This is a genomic window from Halobacteriovorax sp. JY17, assembly GCF_002753895.1.
In the GTDB taxonomy this organism is placed as follows: Bacteria; Bdellovibrionota; Bacteriovoracia; order Bacteriovoracales; family Bacteriovoracaceae; genus Halobacteriovorax.
On record NZ_NJER01000001.1, the window covers coordinates 831,383 to 850,969 of the forward strand.

Genomic DNA, 19,587 nt, shown 5'->3' on the forward strand with positions numbered 1-19,587 from the left:
TATTTTTGGCTACTTAGTAGAATTTTGAAGTCCTCCCTTAAAGCTTCCAAGTATCTTAATTTATAACGAATATAAAACTGATCATTTAACTAAACTATTTCTCATTTAAGCCGATAAGTATGTTGAGGTAGAATCAAAGAAATGAAGAGAATTTTATTAAATCCTATTAATTTTAATAAATTATTAAGCGCAAGCTTAATTCTTTCTCTATTTTCTCTACTTAATTTTAATATACACGCCTCGACTAAAGAGCAATGTAGCCAAGAATATCAGTCAAAAGTAAATGAACTCTTAAATGAAAAGAACTCCTCAGCTAAAGACCTTGCGGAAAAGGTACTTGGTCAAAGTTTTCAAAAACTTGCCTACGCCCATAATGTTTTCGCTGATGGAAATGAAGAAGAGTTAAAGAAGCTAGAAGGACGAATTGATAGCTATATAAATGAAAACCTTAAATACTCAATGAGTGCAAGCGATGTGATGAAGGAACTTAAAGACTTTAGTACTCCTTTTCAAAACGCTACTAATAAAGATCAGTCCTCAATGGCCGGGTCCAAGAATGCCACAAAGAGAAAACTAGATGCTCTCATTCTCTTCTCTAAGGGCCTTGAAGATAAGAAGTACCATATTGAAGATTATGAAAAAGACGCTCTATCAAAATTTAACTTCAGAGCACATGGAAGAAAAGTTGATGGCTGGGGACTCTTTGTAGGTGATGTTGCTAGAAATTTCTATCAGAGAAGATTCTTCGATAGAAATGATAATCAAGTTAATGTCGATAAGGAATTTTCTAGAAAGAAAATATCTATCTATAATTCTGATGTTAATGCGGCCATCAAAGATGTAAAAGAAGAAATACTCGCAATGGCAAAGAATATGTCTAAAGACTGCCATCAATTTCTTCGCCCAACAGGAGTGAACACAGGAATGTGTAGTCTTCTAAATCCATTCGACTCTCCTTCACAAGACTTAATCTTAAACACGGAAACGATTCTTTCAAAAATGGAAGACCCAGATGCAACTTTCATACAAAATCCAATTTCAGTTCACTATGCTGGCGCTCAATTTAGTATACCGAGTTGTAAGATCATTCCTGATGAAAATGAACCTGGAATGTACTCTATAAAAATGGATATGGACTTTAAATATATTCCAGGAGCAGATAACGAAGATTGGTCAGTCTCTCTCTTTGGTGGTCATAAATTCGATATTATAAATAATGAAAACTTCTCAGACGATGAGCAATCAAATAAAACTTTCGAAACTTTTTCTGAAAAAGTAACTTTCAATAAAGTTAAACTTTCTCCAGAGCAATTAAAGCTTCCACTAGCTCTTGATTTTACAAATAAATCTGGAGGACAAGTCAAGATGTTTACAATTGGAAGCCCTGGCTACGAAAGAGATTTAAATGGAAATGGTTCCAAGTACAATATAAAGTGTGGTGAGCCACCAATTGAAGAACCTCTTATAGCTCCAGCTCCTGTAGAAAAAGCTATATACGCTTTCTCAGTTGCAAATGACAAGAATCACATCACTCTCTCCCTTAATAAAGACGGAGAAGCGGCCAACTTAAATAGTGAAGAACTTAAAAATGCAAAAGTTGAGTGGACTCTTCCAGAAGGTATTGCATGTGAAGAAAATGTAGAGGATACATTTAAGTTAAGCTGTAAAATTACAACTGAAATAACATCGCCTACGAAAGTATCTTTCGCACTAATAGAGCACAGTATTCCAGAGGATACTGCAACTGCTCCAACTCCAGGAGAAGTAGATCTCATATTAAAAGAATTACCGGCAAGAGCAATTGAAGTCGCAACTACAAATGATATTGCAGCTGTAAAAACTAAACTTACAGCAACAGTCTCAGGCTTTAGTCAACCTCCTGAGATAAAGTGGAAAATAAAAACTGGCGAGACTGCAAGCGAGCAAACTGGAGAAGAAATAATCGTCAATATGTTTGATAGTATATCCTACGAAGTCTGTGCAGAAGAGACTTGTGGAACTGGAAAGGTTGAAAATAAACTCGCAGTAAATATTGAAAAAGATGGTGACAATAAAGAGACAGAGGAAACTGTAAAACTCAAGGCCTCAATTACTGATGCTTTCAAAGACCTAAAAGGCGAATATAGCTGGAAGTGCGACGGAGAAAGCTGTGGTGCATCTGGAGACAAACTTGAAACAAAGAGGAAAGATAAGGACTTTAAAATCACTGCAACATTTAAAGTTGGAGACAAAGAATTCGTATCTGCTCAATATAGAATTGTGAAACTCAAGAAAGATGAAAAGAAAGAAGAGAAAGATGAGGACTGTGAAGAAGATGAAGACGAGGACAGCGATCCATTTAGCTCAAAGAAGAAAAAAGATTGTACACCTAAGGAAGAAAAGAAAGTTTTTGCTCCAAAGTATATGCCACCTATGCAGCAACCACTAATTCTACCACCATCACAGCCTTATATTACACCAGGCTTTAATTAGAAAACATAACTAGTATCATCTGAGCCTAGAATAGATATCCTCTCATTTCCAATGAGTTCTATTTCCTTAAAAAGTTGAGTTTGAAAATTTGGCTTAAGATGTCCTAGAAATATTGGAACATCACCAGGCATTTTCTTAATCTCTTCAATCATTGTGCTTGGAGTATGATGTTTTGAATCAAGAGCAACTTGCATCATATTATTTGGAAAGCTCACTTCAGTAAATATCGCTTTTAGATTCTTCTTCGTCTTAGCGATTTCCCAGATTCTATCAGTCGGCCCAGTGTCTTGAGTAAAGACAATACACGATCCATTTCTCTCTATTATGAATCCATGCCCAGGACCGTCATGATTAACAGGAATTGGTGTAACTGTATATTCTCCAATTGTTACTTCTTTTTCTGATTCTAATTCATTAAAGTGTAATGTTGGATTCTTCGCGCTTGGTAGTTTTGTAAAATCAGGCCAAATGACATCATTTAATAAGTGAGTCATAATTGAGTCTTTTACTCCCTTAACCGTATGTATCTCAAAAGGTCTCCCTTTTTGCCCGAAACAATTATCAGCAAGGAAAGCTAAATCAGAAATATGATCTAAATGAGAGTGTGAAATAAGTATATTATCGATCATGGTTTGTTCAGGGATTTGAATACCACTTGCCACAGAGCCTGCATCAATAAGTAGTTTGCCATCTATTAGGTAACTTGTCGCTCTATAGCCTGGTGAAACTCCACCATGACCACCGATAATTCGTACTAACATTTTTCTTCCTTAAAAAATTATATAAATTATTTTAACTTGCTTTCTTCTTAGAATCCAGTCTATTTACTGAATACATTTTAGTTGATTCAAACCACTCTGAAAAAGCTTCCACTACGTTACTGCTAAATTGAGTTCCGCTATATTTACGAATCTCTTCATAAGCAACCATCGGTGGTAAACCTTTCCTATAAGGCCTAGTACTAATCATGGCATCAAATGTATCGGCCACGGAGATAATCATTGCAATAATAGGAATCTCATCTCCTTTGAGTCCATAAGGATATCCTGTGCCATCAGGTCTCTCATGATGAAATCTCATTCCATCTACAACCCGGCTTAGAGAATCAACATTCTTTAAAATTTCATATCCAAGTCGTGGGTGCTCTCTCATCACAGCAAATTCATCGTCAGTGAGAGGCGCCTTCTTTTTTAAAATCGCATCTTCAATTCCAATTTTTCCAATATCATGTAAAACTGCGGCAAGTCTTAGATCGTTCATTTCTTCCCATGAGAGATTTAACTTCGATCCAATCTTCATAGCAAAATGAGAAACTCTCTTAGTATGTCCACCAGTATAAGAATCTTTCTTTGTAATTGTATCTGCTAGCGCTTCAACAACTTGTATGAACTGCTTATGAAGCTCTTCATAGAGATAAGCATTTTGTATGACAGGCGTTAGCTGAGTTGCTACCGCTTCACCAAATTGAATATCTTGTTCATTGAAATTATTATTTAAAGAATTTGTCGCTTGAATTACCCCTAATAACTCTCCATTTAAAACCATAGGAATAACCAGCATTGACTTTGGACGAAGCTTTTTGATTGCTAAGACTTCTCTAGCAAAGCGAATATCGCTCACACCCTTATCAATCTTTAAAGTGGCCTGTAAATAAGCGCTACTACCTACAACGGAATTTTCATCAATAGCAATAGAGTGTTCTTCACCCATTTGATCAGTCATAGAAAGATAGTCTGCACTCTTATCTTTTAAATAAATACAAACATGCTCACTCTCAAGTAATTTTCGAGTATGGCCTTGCGCTTTTTTAATAATATCTTTTAAAGACAAAGAGCCAGAAATAACCCTTGAAAATTTTAGCATTGACTCAAATCGGTTCAATCGATGAGACTTTTCAAGCTCATCTAACCCATCATCAATTTCAGTATTAGAAAATTGTTGTTTATTCTCTTTCATAGCTAGTCCAATAAATTCATAAACACATAGAATTTATCGACTTCTTAAGAAAAAACTTTATCCTTTCCAGTTATTCTTGATTTAATTGCTGATAAATAACTTTAGGATTTTCGTCAAGAATTTCTGCCAAGATTTTAGCTAAATTCTTCTTACTCTGCTTATTCTCTAAATATTCGAGAGCTAATGACTCAAGCTTCTTTCCTTCCACAGACTTCTCACTTGATTGGTGGTTTATTAAGAGAACAATCTCCCCTACACTTTTAATTTCAACACTCTCCCAATCCTTTGCCTTAAATCTATAAACTGTTTCAAATTTCTTAGTCAGCTCTCTAGCAACTGCAATATTAGATTCAGGTAGCACATCAGCTAGAACCTTCAGTGTCTTTGTTAGTCTATGAGGACTCTCAAAATAGATAAAGGTTCCGCTATACTGTAGAAGATTTTTGAAAGTCTCTTTCTTTTTAGAATCCTCTCTTGGAGTAAAACCATAGAAAGTAAAAGGTTGTGGCGGTAACCCACTAAGCTCAAGGGCCGCAATAACAGCACTAACACCTGGACAAGATTCAATTGTTATACCTGCATCTATACAGGCCTTCACCAAAGGAAAAGCCGGGTCAGAAATTACCGGACTACCAGCATCGGAGACTAGAACGTAATTATTTCCGCTCTTTAACTTGGAGACATAGTAGTCAATCTTATCTTTTGAATGATCATGAAAAGAATCTACATCCTTATGAGAACCATCAACACCCAAGAGGTCGAAGATCTTTCTCAAATTCCTCGTATCTTCGGCCAAGAATAACCTCTCGCTATTAAGTGTCTCTAAGGCCCTAGGTGTAATATCCGACAAATTCCCTATGGGAAGAGTAACAAGCTTTAATGTAGACAAGGATAATCCCCTTTTAATAACGCAGTGAAATAAATTCCGGCTTAATTCAATAAATATGAAATGATAGAATAGATTAGTTCTAACGAAGATTCAACGAGGAGTCACATATATGAGTCTAAAAGCACAAGTACGAACAGATTCACTTGGAAATATCACTGTTCACATGGAAGGTGGTCTAGATTTTGAAAATAGTCTACCATTTAGAAAAGAACTCCAATCTCTGATTAGTGATAACCCTTTATCAACGGTTACTCTTGATATGAATGGATTAGACTTTGTTGGTTCATCTGGAATTGGTGTCTTTGTAGAAACCTTAAAATCTCTTAACGAGAAAAAAAGTCAGATTAAACTTTCAAATGTTAAAACAGAGTTTCTAAAAGTTTTTAAATTATTTGAATATGATGCTATGGAAGCCCTTATTATGGACTTTGAAAACGACGACACAGAAACTCTTAATACAAGATACGGTAATCGTCGTAAAACTTTTCAGAACTGATAATTTACTAAATTCATAAAGAACACGGGTCTATCTGGCCCGTTCTTTTTTTGGAGTCTATCTAATGACTGCATATCTAAACCGAAGTCCATACTGTGCTCTTTCATTACATCCATTCTATTATAAAAACTCCAAGAATCATCATCACTACCAGTGCCAGTTGCCGGAGCTGATTCATTATAGGGAGTGTTTCCATCTTCAGGATAGTAATTATTATTGGCCGGTGGAGTTGCTGGAGAATTATAGCGATTACTTCTCATTGAATGAGAAATGACCACGTAACTTCCAAAAATAATCCCACCATAGAGTCCAAGAGAAGCTCCTTGCGCTATCGCTCTACCGTTAGTACCAAAGGCTAAAGAAGCAGCTCCAAGTAAGGCTCCACCAACTGTTCCATAGAGGGCCATTGAACCTAAGGCCTTTGCCCTAGCATCCATTGCATATGATTTCTCAGTCCCAATAACGAAAGTTAGGGCCATTGTTAGAATAATTATTGTCGTTTTAATTTTAAATAATTTCATACATATAGAATAACGGTGCTTTAGAACTCTTGTCAATTTTCCTTATGAATAAAATTAAATTTAACACTAAGGCCTAGAACCTTCCCTATATAATCTGCTGACGCAAAGAGTCTTTTAGCTTGTCTCACCCCTAAACGTTGTGAGTACTTAACTTCAGCAATCTCGAGAATTCCACTCTTAATTCTCGCCAAATCCACCTGGCCCATTCCAAATTGTCGCAATATTTTTGAAGATATTAAAACTGGAGTAGAGTCTCGGTGAAAGCCCTCACTCACCTCTTTTTCAAAAGATTCACCTTTAACATAATTATTAGCAATATTCTTTAACACCTTTAAAACTCTTCCTATGAATTGGTGTGACACCAAGCTTAACAATGGCCTCACGATGGGCCTTTGTTGGATAACCCGCATGATTCTCTAAACCATAGCCTGGATACTGCTTAGAGAAAGCTATCATCAAATCATCTCTATATTCTTTGGCGATAATAGAAGCAAGTCCAATAACTACCGACTTAGAATCTCCCTTCACAACACATTCTTCGGTCACATGCTCAAGATCAAGACCAAGCATTTTATTTCCATCAATGAGAATTTTAGAAACTTTCTTATCGTTATCACAATCTAGAAACGCATCTCCCATTGCTTTTAAAGATGCACGAAGGATATTTAAATCATCAATTAAAGTATTAGATAATTCACGCACGCTGTAGGTAATAGGAAATTTTTTGTTAATTGTGTGGATATTTCTTTGATTCACATTCACATTTTGAATTCCTAAGACTTCTAAGATTTTCTTTCTCTTCTTGGTAGATAATTTCTTTGAATCAGTAACCCCAAGATTTAAAAGATATGTTAGGTTTTCTCTATTTAAAAACTCCCTTTCAATTGCAACACAGCAGCCTACGACAGGACCAGCAAGTGGGCCTCTGCCAACTTCATCGCAACCAGCAAGAACTTCTTTAGATCCTAAGTTTTCTAAATCAAACATCAATACAGCTCACAAAAAAAAAGGCTCCCTAAGGAGCCTTTCATTAAACTTTTTTTGAAAGAATTACTTTCTATCGTAATCGATAGCAATTCTTGCAGATTTACCAGATCTATCTCTAAGGTAGTAAAGCTTACTTCTTCTAGATTTACCACGTTGAACGATTTCAATCTTTTCAACATTTGGAGAATGAAATGGAAATACTCTCTCAACACCCATACCAGAAGAAATCTTTCTTACTCTGAAATGTCCATTAAGATCGTTCTTACTTTTAATTCCGATACAAACACCTTGGAATACCTGAATACGAGATTTTTCACCTTCTCTAATTCTTGCGTGTACAGCAAGTGTGTCACCAGTTCTAAATTCTGGAAATGTTTCTACTGTTTTTGATAAGTGATCTTGTTCTACAATATCAACTAAATTCATGGGTCAACTCCCTAATCTTTTTTGAACCTTCTAGAGGACTGACGATATGTCATTCTTGGACAAGTTCTATTCTGTAAACTCATAGGCTCGTTTTAATTAGACCAATTGGCCCAAAAAACACAAATAGCATTCAGTTCGAAGCTGCAAAATTACCAGAAATAACTTTGCTAGTCAATCTACTTTTACTTTAAGTAATCAATGACTTATGTCTTATTTCTGAATATATCTATCTAGGTAAATGGCCACAGCACTTCTCACTGATAAGTGATTATATCCGTCTTGATCTGCGCCAAGTATAGGGTCCAACATAAAGTCAGACTTCTCTAGGATAGACTCGTGTAAACCCCAGCCAGTTCCAAAAAGTAATAAACAAGGTCTTTCAGAATCTGACATTTTATTCTTTAAATCACTAGTTGTTCCATGAAAGCTTTCAAAATTTGCCCCAGTAACTGCTAAGAGAGGTTTTCTTCCTTCTTTCTCTTCAATTGCGGCCAGAGCATCTTCCACAGAATCCACAAGCTTTGCTATAGAAAGAGCATTCTGTCTATCAGGATTATAAGCACCATTTTTATCTTCTTCCCAGTGTCCCAAAATTTTACTTACGAGTTCATGCTGAGCTTTAAGGGGAGTAACAATAAAGTATTTTGAAACACCAAATGTCTTACAACTTCTAGCGATATCGTGAATATCTAAATTTGTTACCGAAGTTGTAACTGTATCCCCTCTCTTATTTTTAATAGGGTGATGAACCAGGGCCAAGTATAAATTCTGCACTATTTTCTATCCTTTTCTAATAAATCAAGTCTCCACTTCTTTGTCATTTCAACTTGTTTTTCTTTTTTCCAAATATCAATTTTCTTATGATCCCCACTCGTGAGAATTTCTGGAACTTTCATTCCTTCAAATTCAGCAGGTCTAGTATATTGCGGGTGCTCTAAGAGATTTACTTCAAAACTATCTTCCACAGCACTTTCCCCGTTCCCAAGGACACCTTCACTAAATCTCATCGCAGAATCTATAATGGCCATAACGGCAATCTCTCCACCAGAGAGGACATAGTCGCCAATACAGTAAACTTCATCTACGTATTTTTCAATAAATCTCTCATCGATTCCTTCATATCGGCCACAGATAAAAACGAGGTCTTTGGTGGAATCTGAATTAAAATAATTCTTTGCGAACTTCTTACAAGTAGAGTTATTCCAAACTTCTCCCCTAGGCGCCGTAAAAATAACTGCTAATTCATTCTTAATATTTTCTGGATTATAATTTCCAGACTTAATAATCCCTTCATCTAATGCTCGCTTTAGAATATCTGCTCGCATGACGACGCCTGGTCCTCCACCATAAGGAGCACTATCTACGCCTTTAAAGCCTTTTTCAGAAAATTCGGGAAGATAGAGAGTGTTCATTTCAAACTTTTCCCCCCTCATTCCTTGAAAGACTTGTCCAACAACTCCTACTTCAGTAAGTGGTTTAAAGAAATCTGGAAACATTGAGATGATCCAAATCTTCTTCGCCATTATTTCTCGCCTTCAATAAAGCTAGGTAAAATCATAGTAAGATAACCTTCTTCAATATTTACTTCAGGAAAGAACTCTTCAATAAATGGAAGCTCTTGTACTTGATTTCCAGCCCCTTTTACGACTAGAACGATCTGAGCGGAGTTATCATAGAAGCTAGAAATTTTTCCATAAACTTCATCTAGTCCATTTACCCTCACTTCAAGACCCACTAGGTCTGAAATATAGAACTCATCATCTTCAGGATCTGGAAATAAATTTCTTTCTACATAAACTTCAAAAGGAATAATTTCTTCTACTTTATTTCTATCCGTAACCTCTTCTAGGTAAACGATAACCTTATTGCCAAATGCAATGGACTGAATCGTATAAGTCTCTCCCTTTTCACTTAGAGAGCTATTACCATTTTTTGGAAAGAGAATTACCTTAGTTTTCTTTTTTAAAACACTATCTTCTAGATTACTAAGATTAAAAGTAAAACCACCTTTAATACCGTGTGGTTTTGCACAGAATCCCATTTCTACTAATTGTTCATTTTTCATAATTGCCTTTTTAGAATAGATTGGTCAGGGGGTCAATCTCTATGGCCATATAGATACAATCTATTCTTCTTTTAACTCTTCTTAGTTCATAATGTGTTCAACATTAACAAGGAAATAGAAATGTTAAAAATAAAAGCAATTGATCATATAAATATGAATGTTCTAAATTTTAAAGAGAGCGAAGAGTTTTACAAAGAGCTATTTGGAATGACTCTCCTAGAAGATGGAAAAAGTGCCAAAAGTGGCAATCCATTTAAAGTAATTGGGATACCAAATAAAGTGGCCCTCTGCTTATATGAAGTAGATGAAATTAGTTTCAACACTGCTCCAATTGCACACTTTGGCCTTAATATTGATAATTATTCGGAAATAGAAAGCATTCTTGAAGAACAGAATATTGGAATTCTCTACGGAGGAGAAATTCCATGGAAGAGCTCTTCCTCTATCTACTTAAAGGACCCTTCAGGACATGAAATTGAACTAACAAAGAACTTTGCAGGAGGTTTAAAATGTATGGATTCCTAGGATATTACTATAAAACAAGCCACTAATTTCTTATTTTAAATTGAAAGAAGAGAATTTAGACTTACACGACTCGGGCTCCTGCCCTCGCTGCATTACTTAGAATCATTTGCTCCTGCAAATGCTTTAGACAAAAAAAAAGCTCATCCGAAGATGAGCTTTTTAAATAATGGGTGCATCGTGCTAGCCTCACACCAAGTCCCCCTGGCACTACTTTCGCCGCTGACGAGCTTGACTTCTGAGTTCGGGATGGGATCAGGTATTTCCTCGTCGCTATCGACACACCCAAACTGATTTTAACAATTTAGATATGGACTCTTTAATACTACTCGTGGCAAACAGAGTCAACTCCACCACGAAAATTTTATCAATCATCTTTGGCATTCTCAAAACAAAACCAAATAGAAGTGAACCTAAAATAAAATAGATAAAAGCAAAACGACAAATTAGTATTGGTCAGCTCAATGCATTACTGCACTTACACCCCCAACCTATCAAGCTCGTGGTCTACAAGCTGTCTAATAGAAATCTTATCTTGAAATGGGCTTCCCACTTAGATGCTTTCAGCGGTTATCCTTTCCGAACTTAGCTACCCGGCGGTACATCTGGCGACATAACCGGTACACCATAGGTTCGTCCAACCCGGTCCTCTCGTACTAAGGTCAGATTTTCTCAAATTTCTTACGCCCACGGAGGATAGAGACCGAACTGTCTCACGACGTTCTGAACCCAGCTCGCGTACCGCTTTAATAGACGAACAGTCTAACCCTTGGGACCTGCTCCAGCCCCAGGATGCGATGAGCCGACATCGAGGTGCCAAACCTCCCCGTCGATGTGAACTCTTGGGGGAGATCAGCCTGTTATCCCCGGAGTACCTTTTATCCGTTGAGCGATGGCCCTTCCACTCGGAACCACCGGATCACTAACACCGTCTTTCGACCCTGCTCCACATGTATGTGTTGCAGTCAAGCTCGCTTATGCGTTTACACTCTACAGCCGGTTTCCATTCGGCTTGAGCGAACCTTTGTGCGCCTCCGTTACTCTTTAGGAGGCGACCGCCCCAGTCAAACTGCCCACCAGACATTGTCCCCCGACCCGATCAGGATCGTAGGTTAGGATTTCAATTAACAAAGGGTGGTATTTCAAGGATGTCTACTCCTACACCGGAATGCAGGGATCAAAAACTCCCACCTATCCTACGCAATGTTAATCAAAACCCAATGTCAAGCTACAGTAAAGGTTCACGGGGTCTTTTCGTCCTTCCGCGGGTTGCGCGTATCTTCACGCGCACTCCAATTTCGCTGGGCCTCTAGTTGAGACAGTGGGGAAGTCGTTACGCCATTCGTGCAGGTCGGAACTTACCCGACTAGGAATTTCGCTACCTTAGGACCGTTATAGTTACGGCCGCCGTTTACTGGGGCTTCAATTCGAAGCTTCGCCCGAAAGCTAACCTCTCCTCTTAACCTTCCAGCACCGGGCAGGCGTCAGTCCATATACATCCTCTTACGAGTTTGCATAGACCTATGTTTTTGATAAACAGTCGCTACCCCCTCTTCACTGCGACCTCGTTCAGCTTCACCAGCAAGTGATGTCACCAAGCAAGGCGTGCCTTCTCCCGAAGTTACGGCACCAATTTGCAGAGTTCCTTAACTAGAGTTCTCCCAAGCGCCTGAGAATTCTCTTCTCATCTACCTGTGTCGGTTTACGGTACGGATTGATATCTATCTCCATGCGAAGCTTTTCTAGGAAGCATAGGATCACAAACTTCGGGCTAGGCCCTCGTCATCAAGTCTCAGAGTTAACAAGATCCCGGATTTACCTAAGATCTCCTCCTACGCTCTTAAACCAACATCCAACAGTTGGCTTTGCTACCTTTCTCCGTCACTCCTTCATGTCAAGCGACAAATACCAAGTACGGGAATATTAACCCGTTGTCCATCGATTACGCCTTTCGGCCTCACCTTAGGATCCGACTAACCCTGGACGGAGTCACCTGGTCCAGGAACCCTTAGATTTTCGGCGGAAATGATTCTCACATTTCTTATCGCTACTCATGCCGCCATCAGCTCTTGTGATGCCTCCAACGCTCCTTGCCGGTACGTCTTCATCAGTAAACACAATGCTCTCCTACCAATTACCGAAGTAATTTCGAAGTTTCGGTACGTATCTTTAGCCCCGTTACATTTTCGGCGCAGAACCACTAGTCCAGTGAGCTATTACGCTTTCTTTAAAGGATGGCTGCTTCTAAGCCAACCTCCTGGATGTCAGAGTAGTTCCACAACCTTTCCCACTTAGATACGATTTAGGGACCTTAACTGTCGATCTGGGCTCTTTCCCTTTCGACCATGGACCTTAGCATCCATAGTCTCACTGCTTGACTGTACTTAACGGTATTCTGAGTTTGATATGGTTTGGTAAGTCGGTAAACCCCCTAGCCAATTCAGTGCTGTACCCCCGTCAGTAATCATCAAACGCTGCACCTAAATGCATTTCGGAGAGAACCAGCTATCACGGAATTTGATTGGCCTTTCACCCCTTACCACAAGTCATCCCAACAGTTTTCAACCTATATGGGTTCGGTCCTCCACGAAGTATTACCTCCGCTTCAACCTGCTCATGGCAAGCTCATCCCGTTTCGGGTCTACGACATGCAACTAATCGCCCTATTCAGACTCGGTTTCCCTACGGCTACACCTGCGACGGCTTAACCTTGCTACACACCGTAACTCGGCGGCTCATAATGCAAAAGGTACGTGATCAGGCTTTACAATAGCCCTTTCACCGATTGTAAGCATATGGTTTCAAGTTCTATTTCACTCCCCTTATCGGGGTTCTTTTCATCTTTCCCTCACGGTACTAGTTCACTATCGGTCAGCAAGGAGTATTTAGCCTTGGAAGGTGGTCCTCCCAGATTCAGACAGAATTTCTCGTGTTCCGTCCTACTCAGGATACCTCTCGGTCAATCAAACTTTCGGGTACGAGACTTTCACTCTCTTTGGTCGTGCTTCCCAACACGTTCCCCTAGCCTTCATGAATCCTAAATGAGGTCCTACAACCCCGGGCAGTAAACTGGCCGGTTTGGGCTGGTCTGCGTTCGCTCGCCGCTACTAGCAGAATCTCAATTGATTTATTCTCCTGCAGGTACTTAGATGTTTCAGTTCCCTGCGTTCACTCTATCATGGCTACTTTACTCACCATGTAGTCACTAGCATTTCTGCTAGCGGGGTTACCCCATTCGGAAATCTAAGAGTCAAAGCGTACTTGATCACTCGTCTTAGCATATCGTTACCTAGTAAACGTCCTTCATCGCCTCTTGCTGCCAAGATATCCACCATATGCCCTTAGTAGCTTTTATCTATCTAAAGTTTTTACACAAGTTTTTAAATTTTCTTGGTTTGAATTTTATTTTTATTTTAGGTTCTCGTCTTCTATCTGATTCTGTTATGAGAATGTTAAAGATCTATGCTGTTATTTTTTAAAATACTCGTTAAAGTACTTTGAAAAATAACAACTATAAGAGTTGAAAGATGAAAAAAGATCCCAAAAGCATAAGTGCTCCTTGACCGGTCATAGAACAGCAAGCTGTTCAATTCCTTTAAAAGGAGGTGATCCAGCCGCAGGTTCCCCTACGGCTACCTTGTTACGACTTCACCCCAGTCATCGGTCCGACCGTAGGCGCTCCCCTCTGCAAGCAGTTAGGGCCACGACTTCAGGTAAGACCAACTCCCGTGGTGTGACGGGCGGTGTGTACAAGGCCCGGGAACGTATTCACCGGAGCGTGCTGATCTCCGATTACTAGCGATTCCAACTTCATGGAGTCGAGTTGCAGACTCCAATCCGGACTGAGATGCACTTTTTGAGATTTGCTCACTGTTGCCAGGTCGCGTCCCTTTGTATGCACCATTGTATTACGTGTGTAGCCCTAGACATAAGGGCCATGAGGACTTGACGTCATCCCCACCTTCCTCCCGGTTAGCCCGGGCAGTCTCCCTAGAGTGCCCAACTTAATGCTGGCAACTAAGGATAGGGGTTGCGCTCGTTGCGAGACTTAACCCAACATCTCACGACACGAGCTGACGACAGCCATGCAGCGCCTGTCACTGAATTCTCCGAAGAGCACTCCGATGTTTCCATCAGATTCTCAGGATTTCAAGCCTAGGTAAGGTTCTGCGCGTTGCTTCGAATTAAACCACATAATCCACCGCTTGTGCGGGCCCCCGTCAATTCCTTTGAGTTTTAGTCTTGCGACCGTACTCCCCAGGCGGTGCACTTAATGCGTTAGCTACGACACTGAAGGGGTCAAACCTCCAATATCTAGTGCACATCGTTTACGGCGTGGACTACCAGGGTATCTAATCCTGTTTGCTACCCACGCTTTCGCGCCTCAGCGTCAATACTCGTCCAGGAAGGCGCCTTCGCCTCTGGTGTTCCTTCGCATCTCTACGGATTTTACCCCTACATGCGAAATTCCCCTTCCCTCTCCGAGATTCTAGATTATCAGTTTCAGACGCAGTTTCGGGGTTGAGCCCCGAGATTTCACATCTGACTTAACAATCCGCCTGCGCGCGCTTTACGCCCAATAAATCCGAACAACGCTTGCACCCTTCGTATTACCGCGGCTGCTGGCACGAAGTTAGCCGGTGCTTCCTTTGAAGGTACCTTCAAATATAAGGCCTATTGGACCCTATACCATTATTCCCTTCTGACAGAGCTTTACAACCCGAAGGCCTTCCTCACTCACTCGGCATTGCTGCGTCAGGGTTTCCCCCATTGCGCAATATTCCCCACTGCTGCCTCCCGTAGGAGTCTGGACCGTGTCTCAGTTCCAGTGTGACTGATCATCCTCTCAGACCAGCTAAGCATCGTAGTCATGGTAAGCCATTACCTCACCATCAAACTAATGCTACGCAGGCTCATCATTTGGTAAGTGCTTCCAAGGAGAGGCACTCTTTCTACTGCTACTTTCAAAATTGCAGTACGTATGCGGTATTAGCCAGAATTTCTTCTGGTTATCCCCCGCCAAATGGTAGATCACCTACGTGTTACTCACCCGTGCGCCACTCTAATCACTTCCGAAGAAGCTTTCTCGTACGACTTGCATGTGTTAGGCATGCCGACAGCGTTCGTTCTGAGCCAGGATCAAACTCTCCAAGCAAATATGAACTGTTGTCTTCATTAAAATTTAAAAATTAAAAATTGATATACAGTGCTCTAAATCTTCCAAATAAATTTGGCTCTTGGCTTTTGGAATTCTACGTTACTAACTTCAACTGTTTACAGCATCCAAGATTTAGTTACGCCAAGACTTTAATTAGCACTTATACTATTTTTGGGATCTTCTCATCTTGATATTCAGCCGAAGCTTCATATCTTTAACTATTATTCGAATTTTAAAGAGCTTCCAAAAAACGGTCAAAAGAACCTAGTAAAGCGACGTTCGCTTTGCTTGTCAGTTGTTTCGTTTTGGGAACAGGACGGATACTACGCATGTGCTACAAAAAGGTCAATACCTTTTTTTAATTATTATCACTTTTTTTTTCAGCAAAATAAAAAGTATTTCAGGAAGTTAGGTGTTTTTAAGTAAGATTAATGGACGATATTAGGCGGACATTAAAAAGGGCCGCAAAAGCGACCCTCATTCAACGTAATTTTAAGACTTTAGCGGAAAACCGGCTTTTTCTAGCTCATCCACAATTTTCTTCGAAGATTGTGTAATAAATTCACCATCTAGGGTTTTTTCAGGGTCCATAAAGACAGATCTAAGGGTTATGGCCTTATTTCCAGACTCTAAACTGAAGATATCTACGATTTTTGTGCTTTGAAGTTCTTTAATTTTTAACTTTTGAAGAGAATTTAGAACTTCTCCTACATTAGTATGCTCATTTGCAACTACTGTGCAGTCAAAAGTAGAGCCAGGAAACTTAGCTAAAGGACTATACTTAACTTTGTCCTTAAGAGGACGTGCTTCTACTTGAGTTAAATCAACTACAGCGATACTTAAATGTCCTTTAATCTTATATTGCTTAAGAATAAGAGGGTGAATACTAGTAATTACACCTTTCATTTTTCCCATAATACGAATGTTATAAAACTCAAATGGATGTACTCCCACCCAATCTTCACTAACAACTTCATTCTTAAACTTAGGATGTTTTTCACTTAAGTCATAAGGAATATTCGTTGCACTTAAAAGTTTAGTCGTATCATTTACAAGATCCATAAAAGGAGTTTCTTCCTTGGAGTACATAGCAATGATTAACTCACTCTTTTCCTGCGCAAAACTCTTTTGTCCCTTATGATAAGTTCTTCCAAGTTCAAAGAAAGAAAACTTATTAAAGTTTTTAACATTCGTAGCTGTGATAGCAAGAGCGTTTGGAATAATTGAATCGCGCATAATAGAATGATCTTTTGAAATAGAATTTAAAAGATCTAAACCAGAACGAGTAGGCCATGAACATTTTTCTAAAAGCTTCTCACCAACAAGTGGATATGAATTCACTTCAAATGAATTTGCATTATACACCATGAAGTCTCTAATCCTCCTGTGTAGCTCCTGAGCAGGAGTAAGTCTCACAGGCTCTATAGTAAGCTTAGGAGAGCTCGGAGTAATATTATCATATCCTATGATACGTCCTATCTCCTCTACGAGATCTGCCTCGCAATCAATGTCTTTAGTAGATCTATAACTAGGGATAGCTATTTCTAAATCATCTCCATTTCTTTCAATTCCAAAATCAAGAGCAGAGAAAATTGAAAGTATTTTCTCTTCACTAACAGGAAGCCCAAGAACAGTATTTATTTTCTTAATTGAAGTATTGATTTTAAGAGTTGGAATTGAATCTAAATCTTCTCCGTCATACTCCATCTTCCCTACGACTTTTGCCTCAGGGCAAAGTTCGAGAATGAGCTCTAAAGTTCTAAGCATTGTTCTCTCGCAAAGTTTAGAGTCTAGAGTTTTCTCGTACCTCTGAGAAGAATCTGTTCTTAGTCCTAGTCTCGTCGAAGTGCTACGAACCATTGCCGCCTGCCAATTGGCAACTTCGATAAAGACCTTCTTCGTAGTCTCTGTTACACCACTGTTTAAACCTCCCATGAGGCCACCAATGACAAGAGGCTTTTCACTATCGCAGATCACAGTATCACTTGCGATAAGATCTCTCTTCTCTTCATCGAGAGTAATGAACTCAGTTTCAGTTCCGAGAGATTTAATAATGATCTTCTCATCCTTGATTAATTCTCTATCAAAAATATGAAGAGGCATTCCAAGTTCGAGCATAACGTAGTTAGAGATATCAACGATATTATTTATCGGTCTAAGTCCCACTGCCAGCAATCTCTTCTTCATCCAAAGAGGAGCTTCTTCAACTTTTACATTATCAATCGATAAACCAAAGTAGGCCTTGCAAGCACTCTCTCCTTCAAGTTTTGGAACTATAGGTGAATTATCTGTTGTAAATTTTGCTTTTAGATTACTGGCCCACTTATCATCGTAAGGAACTTTTAACTCTTGTTCAAAAATTGCTCCGAACTCACGAGCAAGTCCATAATGTCCCCAAAGATCAGGTCTATGTGTAAGAGATTTATTATCTACGTCTAAAAGAATATCTTTTGTTTCGTTATAGTAGTCGATCATATTTTGACCGATAGGAGCGTCTGCAGGTAATTCTAAGATTCCAGCAGACTCTTCAGCGAAACCAAGCTCTTCTTCAGAACAGAGCATTCCTTCTGAGAGCACGCCTCTAATTTTCTTAGGCTCTAAGACGAGACCATTTGGCAAAGAGACTCCAAGAGGTGCGTAAGCAGTTCTTAATCCAACTCTCACATTGGCAGCTCCACAAACAACTCTCTTATTTTCTTTATCCCCGTAATTAAATGTTACAAGGTTTAATTTATCTGCTTCAGGGTGACTTTCAATCGAAACAATTTCGGCCACACGTATTTTCTCTAGGTGATCACCAACAACGATAACCTCTTCAACTTCGGCCGTCCCGAGAGTAAATTTAACACCAAGATCTTTTGGTGAAATATCTGGAATAGAAACAAAGTCTTTAATCCATTCTGTACTAATTAACATATATAATTCCTTCTACTAAAACGTTTTAAATTGAGTGTTAAATCTAAGGTCGCCACTTTGCAGGTGTCTAATGTCATCGATGCCGTACTTCATCATAACAAGACGATCAAGTCCTAGACCAAAAGCAAATCCATTATATTTTTCAGGATCAATTCCTCCAGACTTTAAAACGTTAGGGTGAACCATTCCACAAGGTAATAGCTCTACCCAACCGACCTGCTTACAAACAGAGCAGCCCTTACCTGAACAAATAAGACATTTAATATCTAGTTCAAAACCAGGTTCAACAAATGGGAAGAAACCAGGACGAAGTCTAACTTCGACTTCTTTCTTAAAAATTTCTTTCAGAATCGTTTTCATGAAGTAAATTAAGTGACCTACTGAAATATCTTCTCCAACCATCATTCCTTCAAGTTGATTGAAGACCATTTCGTGAGAAGCATCTGTTCTTTCACATCTAAAAACAGTTCCGGGAGCAATAAATTTAAATGGTGGCTTTCTCGACTGCATACCATGAACTTGAACTGTTGAAGTGTGAGTTCTCAAGAGATGCTTCTTCTCATCACTTTCAACATTTGGGTCGTGAAACCAGAAAGTGTCTTGCATATCTCTTGCTGGGTGATCACCTGGAATATTTAGTGCTTCAAAGTTGTGAAACTCATCTTCAATATGTGGCCCATCTAAAATATCAAATCCCATAGAAAGAAAAATATCTTCAATCTCTCTTTGAATTAATGTTCTTGGATGAAAGCCACCTCCGAGAGAGCTACCAATCTTCACATCATCTGTGAGAGTGATATCAATTCGACTTGAAGCTAGCTTTTCGTTGATCTCTTGTGCTTCAATTGCAGTTAACTTATCGGCGACCATTTTGGTAATATCATTCTTAATATCATTGGCCTTAGGTCCAATCGCTTTCCTCTCGTCTGGAGTCGCATCTTTTAGAGATTTTAGAACTTCTGAAATAAGTCCTTTCTTTCCAAGATACTCCGACTTTAAATTTAAAATATCTGCCTGATTGGCAAGACCTTCGATCTTTCCCTCAAATTGAGAGAAGAGTTCATCAAGTTTTTTGATCATATTATTATATCCCTTGAATTCTAGCTTGCTAGAACGTTTATTCTAAACGTCGCATTTTGTCATAGGAATAGAAAATGATCAAGACGAAGCGGGTAAAAG

Annotated in this window: 15 protein-coding genes and 3 rRNA genes; 3 read left to right on the forward strand and 15 right to left on the reverse strand. The window is 39.1% G+C overall.

Annotation, left to right across the window (positions count from 1 at the left end; all coding sequences use genetic code 11):
* Positions 1 to 141 precede the first annotated feature (141 nt).
* Positions 142 to 2,472: a hypothetical protein gene (locus CES88_RS03750; protein ID WP_290731143.1), complete on the forward strand. Its 2,331-nt coding sequence runs from the start codon at positions 142 to 144 to the stop codon at positions 2,470 to 2,472.
* Here CES88_RS03750 and CES88_RS03755 read toward each other — a convergent pair.
* The 3 genes from CES88_RS03755 to rsmI all read right to left on the reverse strand — a co-directional run bounded on the left by CES88_RS03755 (position 2,469) and on the right by rsmI (position 5,317).
* Positions 2,469 to 3,233 (reverse strand): 3',5'-cyclic-nucleotide phosphodiesterase, encoded by a 765-nt coding sequence (locus CES88_RS03755; protein WP_290731145.1) that lies wholly within the window; start codon positions 3,231 to 3,233, stop codon positions 2,469 to 2,471. The genes CES88_RS03750 and CES88_RS03755 overlap by 4 nt on opposite strands.
* A gap of 31 nt (positions 3,234 to 3,264) precedes the next feature.
* Positions 3,265 to 4,428, reverse strand: a complete 1,164-nt coding sequence (locus CES88_RS03760; RefSeq protein WP_290731148.1) for an HD domain-containing phosphohydrolase — start codon at positions 4,426 to 4,428, stop codon at positions 3,265 to 3,267.
* Between the two features lie 70 nt (positions 4,429 to 4,498).
* Positions 4,499 to 5,317, reverse strand: a complete 819-nt coding sequence (rsmI, locus tag CES88_RS03765; RefSeq protein ID WP_290731151.1) for a 16S rRNA (cytidine(1402)-2'-O)-methyltransferase — start codon at positions 5,315 to 5,317, stop codon at positions 4,499 to 4,501.
* Between the two features lie 109 nt (positions 5,318 to 5,426).
* On the opposite strand from rsmI, the gene CES88_RS03770 reads away from it, so the two are divergent.
* Positions 5,427 to 5,813 (forward strand): STAS domain-containing protein, encoded by a 387-nt coding sequence (locus CES88_RS03770; RefSeq protein ID WP_290731153.1) that lies wholly within the window; start codon positions 5,427 to 5,429, stop codon positions 5,811 to 5,813.
* Here the strand turns inward: CES88_RS03770 and CES88_RS03775 are convergent.
* The 7 genes from CES88_RS03775 to rimM all read right to left on the reverse strand — a co-directional run bounded on the left by CES88_RS03775 (position 5,804) and on the right by rimM (position 9,812).
* Positions 5,804 to 6,334 (reverse strand): hypothetical protein, encoded by a 531-nt coding sequence (locus tag CES88_RS03775; RefSeq protein WP_290731156.1) that lies wholly within the window; start codon positions 6,332 to 6,334, stop codon positions 5,804 to 5,806. The two genes, CES88_RS03770 and CES88_RS03775, sit on opposite strands and share 10 nt — an antisense overlap.
* A gap of 32 nt (positions 6,335 to 6,366) precedes the next feature.
* Positions 6,367 to 6,663: a hypothetical protein gene (locus CES88_RS03780; protein WP_290731158.1), complete on the reverse strand. Its 297-nt coding sequence runs from the start codon at positions 6,661 to 6,663 to the stop codon at positions 6,367 to 6,369.
* Positions 6,644 to 7,321: a ribonuclease HII gene (locus tag CES88_RS03785; RefSeq protein ID WP_290731161.1), complete on the reverse strand. Its 678-nt coding sequence runs from the start codon at positions 7,319 to 7,321 to the stop codon at positions 6,644 to 6,646. Before CES88_RS03785 ends, CES88_RS03780 begins: the two co-directional genes overlap by 20 nt.
* Before the next feature lie 63 nt (positions 7,322 to 7,384).
* On the reverse strand, positions 7,385 to 7,747 hold the full coding sequence (rplS, locus tag CES88_RS03790) for a 50S ribosomal protein L19 (protein ID WP_290731164.1): 363 nt from the start codon (positions 7,745 to 7,747) through the stop codon (positions 7,385 to 7,387).
* Between the two features lie 210 nt (positions 7,748 to 7,957).
* Positions 7,958 to 8,521: an RNA methyltransferase gene (locus CES88_RS03795; RefSeq protein WP_290731167.1), complete on the reverse strand. Its 564-nt coding sequence runs from the start codon at positions 8,519 to 8,521 to the stop codon at positions 7,958 to 7,960.
* Complete coding sequence (gene trmD / locus CES88_RS03800; RefSeq protein ID WP_290731170.1) at positions 8,521 to 9,270, reverse strand: tRNA (guanosine(37)-N1)-methyltransferase TrmD; 750 nt, start codon at positions 9,268 to 9,270, stop codon at positions 8,521 to 8,523. The genes CES88_RS03795 and trmD overlap by 1 nt, the downstream gene beginning before the upstream one ends.
* On the reverse strand, positions 9,270 to 9,812 hold the full coding sequence (rimM, locus tag CES88_RS03805; RefSeq protein WP_290731173.1) for a ribosome maturation factor RimM: 543 nt from the start codon (positions 9,810 to 9,812) through the stop codon (positions 9,270 to 9,272). Before rimM ends, trmD begins: the two co-directional genes overlap by 1 nt.
* A gap of 120 nt (positions 9,813 to 9,932) precedes the next feature.
* Here rimM and CES88_RS03810 point away from each other — a divergent pair, with 120 nt between their 5' ends.
* The gene (locus CES88_RS03810; protein ID WP_290731176.1) at positions 9,933 to 10,337 is read left to right on the forward strand and encodes a VOC family protein; all 405 of its coding nucleotides are present in this window, start codon (positions 9,933 to 9,935) and stop codon (positions 10,335 to 10,337) included.
* Between the two features lie 167 nt (positions 10,338 to 10,504).
* Here CES88_RS03810 and rrf read toward each other — a convergent pair.
* The 5 genes from rrf to pheS all read right to left on the reverse strand — a co-directional run bounded on the left by rrf (position 10,505) and on the right by pheS (position 19,488).
* A 5S ribosomal RNA gene (gene rrf, locus CES88_RS03815) occupies positions 10,505 to 10,621 on the reverse strand.
* A 138-nt stretch (positions 10,622 to 10,759) separates the two neighbouring features.
* Positions 10,760 to 13,689, reverse strand: a 23S ribosomal RNA gene (locus CES88_RS03820).
* Between the two features lie 243 nt (positions 13,690 to 13,932).
* Positions 13,933 to 15,489: ribosomal RNA gene (locus tag CES88_RS03825) — 16S ribosomal RNA — on the reverse strand.
* Together the 16S, 23S and 5S rRNA genes form the textbook arrangement of a ribosomal RNA operon.
* Before the next feature lie 495 nt (positions 15,490 to 15,984).
* Entirely contained in the window at positions 15,985 to 18,408 is a 2,424-nt protein-coding gene (pheT, locus tag CES88_RS03830; RefSeq protein ID WP_290731179.1) for a phenylalanine--tRNA ligase subunit beta, read from the reverse strand.
* A gap of 15 nt (positions 18,409 to 18,423) precedes the next feature.
* Positions 18,424 to 19,488 carry a phenylalanine--tRNA ligase subunit alpha gene (gene pheS, locus CES88_RS03835; protein ID WP_290731181.1) on the reverse strand — a complete coding sequence of 355 codons (1,065 nt, stop codon included), beginning with the start codon at positions 19,486 to 19,488 and terminating at the stop codon, positions 18,424 to 18,426.
* Positions 19,489 to 19,587: the final 99 nt, after the last annotated feature.